Annotated in this window: 5 protein-coding genes; 2 read left to right on the forward strand and 3 right to left on the reverse strand. The window is 70.1% G+C overall.

The window, feature by feature from the left end:
• Positions 1 to 91: 91 nt before the first annotated feature.
• The gene (gene lnt, locus QHF84_RS32925; RefSeq protein WP_281317456.1) at positions 92 to 1,795 is read right to left on the reverse strand and encodes an apolipoprotein N-acyltransferase; all 1,704 of its coding nucleotides are present in this window, start codon (positions 1,793 to 1,795) and stop codon (positions 92 to 94) included.
• Between the two features lie 2 nt (positions 1,796 to 1,797).
• Complete coding sequence (locus QHF84_RS32930; protein WP_281317457.1) at positions 1,798 to 2,322, reverse strand: peptidylprolyl isomerase; 525 nt, start codon at positions 2,320 to 2,322, stop codon at positions 1,798 to 1,800.
• A gap of 90 nt (positions 2,323 to 2,412) precedes the next feature.
• Here QHF84_RS32930 and QHF84_RS32935 point away from each other — a divergent pair, with 90 nt between their 5' ends.
• Together QHF84_RS32935 and QHF84_RS32940 are read left to right on the forward strand one after the other, a co-directional pair.
• Positions 2,413 to 3,654, forward strand: coding sequence for a hybrid sensor histidine kinase/response regulator (locus tag QHF84_RS32935; RefSeq protein WP_281317458.1), 1,242 nt, complete (start codon positions 2,413 to 2,415; stop codon positions 3,652 to 3,654).
• Entirely contained in the window at positions 3,651 to 4,820 is a 1,170-nt protein-coding gene (locus QHF84_RS32940; protein WP_281317459.1) for a cysteine desulfurase family protein, read from the forward strand. The genes QHF84_RS32935 and QHF84_RS32940 overlap by 4 nt, the downstream gene beginning before the upstream one ends.
• Before the next feature lie 332 nt (positions 4,821 to 5,152).
• Here the strand turns inward: QHF84_RS32940 and QHF84_RS32945 are convergent, their stop codons facing one another.
• Positions 5,153 to 6,340 (reverse strand): hypothetical protein, encoded by a 1,188-nt coding sequence (locus QHF84_RS32945; protein WP_281317460.1) that lies wholly within the window; start codon positions 6,338 to 6,340, stop codon positions 5,153 to 5,155.
• Between the last annotated feature and the right edge of the window lie 143 nt (positions 6,341 to 6,483).

The following is a 6,483-nucleotide window of genomic DNA, read 5'->3' on the forward strand; positions in this document are numbered from 1 at the left end:
AGCGCAGTTCTTCCACCAAAGGTCCAGGGCTTGCCCTGGTCCGGGTCGAGGGGCGGACAGCCCCCGCGGGGCCCGGGGCAGCGCCCCGGCGCTACGCTGCCTTCGCTGTTGCCGAGCGCTTCGGCCGGCTCCAGATCCCCATCGCCACGATCGCCGCGGTCACGAGGTACCACGGCACGTCGCCGATGGCGCCGTAGAGCGTCCATGCCCGCATGAAGCGGCCTTCGCCGAGGATCGTCTCCTCGCGGAACGTGCCGCCGTGTGCGACCACGCGGCCCGTTGCATCGACGATCGCGCTCACGCCGCTGTTCGTCGCGCGCACGAGGAAGCGCCGATGCTCGACGGCGCGCAGCTTTGCAAGCGCGAGGTGGATCCACGGCTCGGTCGAGTCGCCGAACCATGCGTCGTTCGTGAGGTTCACGAGCAGATCGGGATCGCCGTGTTTCACGAGCTTTTGCACGAACGAGGGCAGGATGTCCTCGTAGCAGATGAGCGCGCCGATCTTGTGTTCGCCCCAGGGCAGCGCGTCGAGCGACGTTCCCGGCGTGAAGTGGCCCGAGTTCGGCGACCACTTGTAGAGCACCGGGAAGATGTCGCCGAACGGCAGGTACTCGCCGAATGCGAGCAGGTACTGCTTGTCGTAGCGGCCGAGGATCTTGCCCTCGTCGCCGGCCATGAGCGCCGTGTTGAAGTACGTCATCCGGCCGCCTGGCGTGTTCGGCGGCGTGCGCAGCACCGAGCCCACGATCGTCGGCACGCCGAGCTGCTTCGTGAGGCTCTTCTGGATCTCGTCCTTGTAGCTCGCCTCGGTCACGGCGCGCGGGGCGGGGACGGCGCCCTCGCTCCACACGACGAGGTCGACCTCCTTCGACTTCGCGAGCTCCTTCGTGCGGTTCACGTAGACCTGGTAGGCGTTCTTCCGATCGAAGAGGCCCAGGTTCCCCTGCACGATGCCGATTCGCACCTTCTTCGCTTCGGCCATCGTCTGGCCGATCGTACGGACCCGTAGGAATCCGTAACCGGCTGCGAGCAGCGGGATAGCGATGCCGATCGCGACGACGCGGTTGTCTGCTTTCTCCTTCCTGCGCCAGGCGAGGATGATCTCGGCGAGGCCGAGGTTCGCGCAGACGAGCACGAGGCCGACGAGGATCGGGCCGCCGAGATCGGCGATTTGCATCAGCACGGGTGCGTTGTGCACCGAGGCGCCGAAGTACCAGGGGAAGAGCAGCGGGAAGACGAGCTCGCTCGCGGCGAAGGCGAGCGCGAAGACGAGCGGCGCGGGCCAGCCGCGCGCCTCGGCGCGTCCGTAGAGCCAGCCGGCGAGCGCGATGCGCCCGCCCTGGTAGGCGCACAGGATCGCCATGAAGACCATGCACAGCGGCACCGGGAAGCCACTGAAGACCTTCAGCATCTCCAGCAGCCAGTAGAAGCCGGTCATCGTCATCGTGAAGCCGGCCATCCACCCGAGCCCCGCGGCGCGTCGCACGGGTTGTCCGCGCATCGCCACGATCAGCGGCACGAGCGCGACCAGAGAGATCGGCCAGATGTCGATGCCCGGGAAGCCGAGGAAGTAGAGCACGCCGCTCAACGTCGCGAGCGCGTACGCCTGCTTCGCCGGCAGCGCGCCCACGGGGTTCCACGCCTTGGCGTCGTCCTTCGCCTTCACCTTCGCCTTGGACTTCGCCTTCGTGGTCGCGCCTTTGGCTTCCTCGGCCGGGGCTTTCGCCTCCTCGGCCTCGTCACCTTTCGCGACGTCCTCGGCGCTCGGGTCCTGCGTCGCCTCCCCTTCAGACATGGTCACCTGGTCCGCTTGATGATGTGGAAGCCCTGGGGCGTCTCGACGACGTCCGAGATCGTGCCGACCTCCATGGCGAAGGTCGCGTCTGCGAAGGCCGGCGGCATCGCGTTGCGTTCGAAGTTGCCGATGGCGCCGTTCGCGGCCTTCGAGATCTCGTCGTCGGTGTACTTCGCGACGAGCTCCTCGAAGGTCTGCTTGCCGTCCTTCACGAGCTTGTGCACTTCCTGCGCGCGCTTCTTCGCCTCGTCCTTGGAGCGCGTCACCGTCTTCGGCGCGCGCTCGGCGCCCTTCCAGGCGACGAGGATGTGCGCGGCGCCGGCGATCTGGCGCTCCGCCGTGGGCGCAGGCGTGGGCGCGGCCGCGGGCGTTTCGGCGGCGGACGGCGCGCTCGGGGCGGCGGCCGAGGACAGGGGGGCCGCGGCGCTTTCGGTCGACGCTGCGTTCTGGCTCGAATCCGAGCCCGCGTTGCAGCAGCCGGTGGCTACGAAGAGGAGCACGATGTTCGGGAGGAGACGCAGGCGCATGGCCGGCACGTATTGCCGACGTCCGGCCGGCCGTCAACCTGCGCGTTTGCTGCGAAAGGTCGCCCGGCTCGGGGTACGATGACCCCGAGAATGCCCCGAATCCTGCACATCGAGGACGATCCCGCGAACCGCCTGCTCGTGCGCAAGCTTCTTCAGAAGGCAGGCCACGAGGTGATCGACGCTGCCGACGGGCTCGAGGGCGTCCGGCTGGCGGTCAGCGGCATGGCGCCCGACCTCATCCTGGTCGACCTCAACATCCCTGGGCTCGATGGGTTCGAGGTGACCCTGCGCCTGCGCGGCGAGCCGCAACTCGCGGGCGTGCCCATCGTCGCGATCACGGCCGAGGGCGATCGCGAGACGAGCCTCGCCGTCGGCTGCGACGGCTTCTTGCAGAAGCCCATCGACGCCCGCTCGTTCGCGAGCGTGATCGAGCGCTACATCCAGCAAGGCACGCGCGAAAACATGCCCGTCTCGGCCGGCGCGGTGCGGCTGCGCCAGCAGAGCCAGCGCATCGTGCAGCACCTCGAAGAGAAGGTCGCCGAGCTGAGCCGCGCGAACGCGCGCCTGCGTGAGCTCGATGCCGCGCGCACCGAGTTCTACCGGAACATCTCGCACGAGCTGGCGACGCCGATGACGCCGATCGTCGGCTACGTGAAGCTCTTGCTCGACGAGGAGCTCGGGCCGCTCACGCGGGCGCAGGGCAAGGCATTGCGCGCGATGGACGACTGCGTGCGGCGGCTGCGATCGCTCATGGACAACCTGCTCGACGTGACGGGGCTCGAGACGGGGCGCATGCGCTTCATCCACGTCGACTACGACTTCCTCGACACGACGCGGCGCGCCGTCGCGCAGGTCGCCGACAACCTCGCCGAGGCGCGGATCCACCTCGTGGAAGATCTGCCGCGTGGCCCGCTTCCCGGTTGGGGGGATGCGGGCAGGCTCCAGCGCGCGATGGTGCATCTGCTGGAGAACGCGGCGAAGTTCACGCCGTCCGGCGGCACCGTGGGCGTGCGTGTGGCGCGCCTCGCGTCGGGGCACTACGAGCTCTGCGTGGCCGACACCGGGCCGGGCATCCCGCCCGATCAGCAGCAGAGGATCTTCGACCCGTTTTACCAGGTCGACGGATCGGTCACGCGTGAGCACGGGGGCGTGGGCGTCGGGCTCGCGATCGCGCGGCGCACGGCCCGCGGCCTCGGCGGAGAGCTGAAGCTCGCTTCGCCCTGCAACGAGATCATCGAGAACGTACGGCTCGGCGGCGCTGCGTTTTCCCTGACGGTCGCGCAACGCGCGCCGGGGGAGCTTCCGTCGCCGGACGCGGAGAAGGAGCGGTGAGGGTCGTCTACCTCGACTGGAACGCGACGAGCCCGCCGCACCCGGACGTCGTCGCCGCGATGGTCGAGGCCGCGACCTCGTCGTGGGGCAACCCGGCGAGCGTGCACGGGCCGGGGCGGCGAGCGCGGTCGCGGGTCGAGGACGCGCGCGAGGCGGTCGCCGCGCTCGTCGGGTTCGATCCGCGCGACGTCGTGCTCACCTCGGGCGGGACCGAGGCGAACAACCTCGCGCTCCACCATGCGTTCGCGACGGCGAGCGGCGGTTCGGCGCAGCCTGCGCTCGTCGTGGGTCGCATCGAGCATCCGAGCGTCGTCCGGTTCGCCGAGCACCTCGCCGCGCGTGGCGTGCTCGTTCTGTGGGTGGATCCGGAGCCCTCGGGGCGGATCACGCCCGAGGCCGTCGCCGAGGCCATGGATCGCGCCGCTTCGGCCGGGGCCACCGTGCGGCTCGTCGCGCTCCAGGCCGTGAACCACGAGACCGGCGTGATCCAGCCGGTCGCGGCCGTCGCGTCGCTCTGCCGGTCGCGCAACGCGCTCCTTCACGTCGACGCGGTGCAGGCCGTGGGCAAGCTTCCACGCGCGACGCTCGAGGGCGCGGACCTCGTCAGCGTGGCCGCGCACAAGATTCGAGGACCCAAGGGGATCGGCGCGCTGCTCACGGCGTCGTCGGTGCGGCTGTCCCGGCTTCTGTACGGCGGCTCGCAGGAGCGCGGGCTCAGGCCTGGCACGCAGGATCCGGTCGCGGCCGCGGGGTTCGCCGTCGCGGCCGAGCGGGCTCGACGAACCCCCGACCGTTATGCCGAGCTCGCGCCGCTCCGGGACCGCCTCCAGGCCGAGCTCGTGCGCCTCGGTCGCGAGGCCGGGGCCGAACCTCTGCCCAACGGCGCGGCCGAACGCGCGCCCCACGTGACGAACCTCTCTTTCCCGGGCTGGCGTGGCGAGGAGCTCTGCGCGGCGCTCGACCTCGAGCGGGTGGCCGTCTCCAGCGGGTCGGCTTGCAGCGCCGGTACGGCCGAGCCTTCGCCGGTGCTCGCGGCGATGGTGGGCGAGGCGCGCGCGCTCGCGGCGGTTCGCGTCTCGCTGGGCGAAGAGACCACCGCGGACGACGTCGACGAGGCCCTCGCGCGCTTCGCCCGCGTCCTCGGACGCACCCGCCCCACTTCCTGAACGTTCGTCCTGCCGATCGGCTCACGTTTCCGCGCGCCGAACGGGTTCGTCCTCCCAAACCCGATGTTGGCCGCCTCGCTTCGAGCCAGTTCCCGGGAGAACCGGATCGATATCGCGCGCTTGGCGACCGGCCGGCCTACCTTCGAGTATCGCCTGAGCTATCTCGGCGAAATGCGAGGAGTTTCTCCGGGCGTCATGTCCAAGTACGCGAATTTGATCAACAATTCGGCGATCTTCCGACGCGCGAGGGTCATTCGCTTGAAACGAACGAACAAGGCCATTCCCTGGCCGCTCGTTCAGTCAAATTCGGTGATGAAGTAGAACCTTGAAGATTACTCGCCAAGTGCTCGAAAATAGTCGTTTATTTCTGCGCACGTGAACTGATACACACATTGCTCCGCGGCGGCGCCATAAGGGCCCACGCCCGGCGCGTCGACAGGCCCGTCCCCGGTCCGCCAACCGTGGAGGCGGGCGGTGGGATCGGCTCGGAGCGGCAGCGGCAAAAAAGGGTGGATCGTGTGCGCCGCCGCGATCGCCGTGGGCACGAGGACGGCGAGCAGCATGGCAAGTCGCGCGCGCGGGGCCAAATCCTTACCGTTTCGAGCGCACGCAACGACGAGGATCAAAGCCGAAGGCGCATACCAGTTCGGCTCGGGGGGCACGGCCCGCGCGAGGGCCGAGGCGGCCACGAGGGCCGTCATGAGCAGGACGACGGCCCGGTCAGCAGGCGGGAAGGCACGGAGGGCGCGGGCGCCATGGACGAGGGCCCACGGGGTCCAGAGGAGCGCCTGGGCGATCGCTGCCGCAGCAAGGGCCCCGAGCGCGCCGAGGACCGTGAACGAGGGCGCCTGCTGGGCATAGGCATGCCGGAGCTGGAAGGTGAGGCTCGGTGCAAGGAGGGGGGCGGCAAGGGCGAGGGGCGCGAGGGCGAGAAGGCGCTCACCAAGGCGGCGTCGCGTGGCCAGGACAACGACGAGCGGAAAGAGCGGCAAAACGACCACCTTGGCGAGCGCCCCCGCAGCCCCCACGAGCCCAAGGCCGAGCGCGGCAGCGAGCCTGCGTGGGAGGGGCGCAGCGGCGGTCTCGGGCGCCGGGGCGGCCCAGAGCAAGGCGAGGACGAGGGCAAGGAGGGCCGGTCCGTCCGGAGTGGCGACGAAGCCGCCCGCAACCGGGAGGAGCGCAAAGCTCGACAGGAAGGCCGCAAGGTTCTGCCCAGAAGCATCCGCGCCGCGTCGGCGCGCGAGGGCCACCGTCGCAACCGAGAGCCCCAGCGAGAACACGAGCGGGACGAGCCGAACGCGGAGCTCGACCGGCAAGGCCGTGAGCCGATCGACGAGCCGAAGCAGGAGCGGCACGAGCGGCGGATGGTCGACGAGCGGCGGGAGCAAGCCCGGCGCACGCGCAGCCGCGAGGTAGTACGCTTCGTCGGGGGAGAGATCCGTTCCGAGCGCAAGCGCGAGCCGGAGCGGCACGGCAGCGAGGACGATGCGTGTCCAGGCTGCGTAGCGCCGGGGTTTCACCCCGGACCCCGACCAGGGGTTGTCCACCCCTGGACCCGGACCAGGCACGGCCTGGACCGGGGGTGGATGAACTGCGCGATGCGCAGTTCATCCAGCGGGCCCGTTGGCCAGCCCCTCGCCGGTCTCGACCTGGCCCGTTCGAT

Origin of the sequence: Polyangium sp. y55x31 (genome assembly GCF_029946505.1) — a bacterium.
Taxonomy (GTDB): domain Bacteria; phylum Myxococcota_A; class Polyangia; order Polyangiales; family Polyangiaceae; genus Polyangium.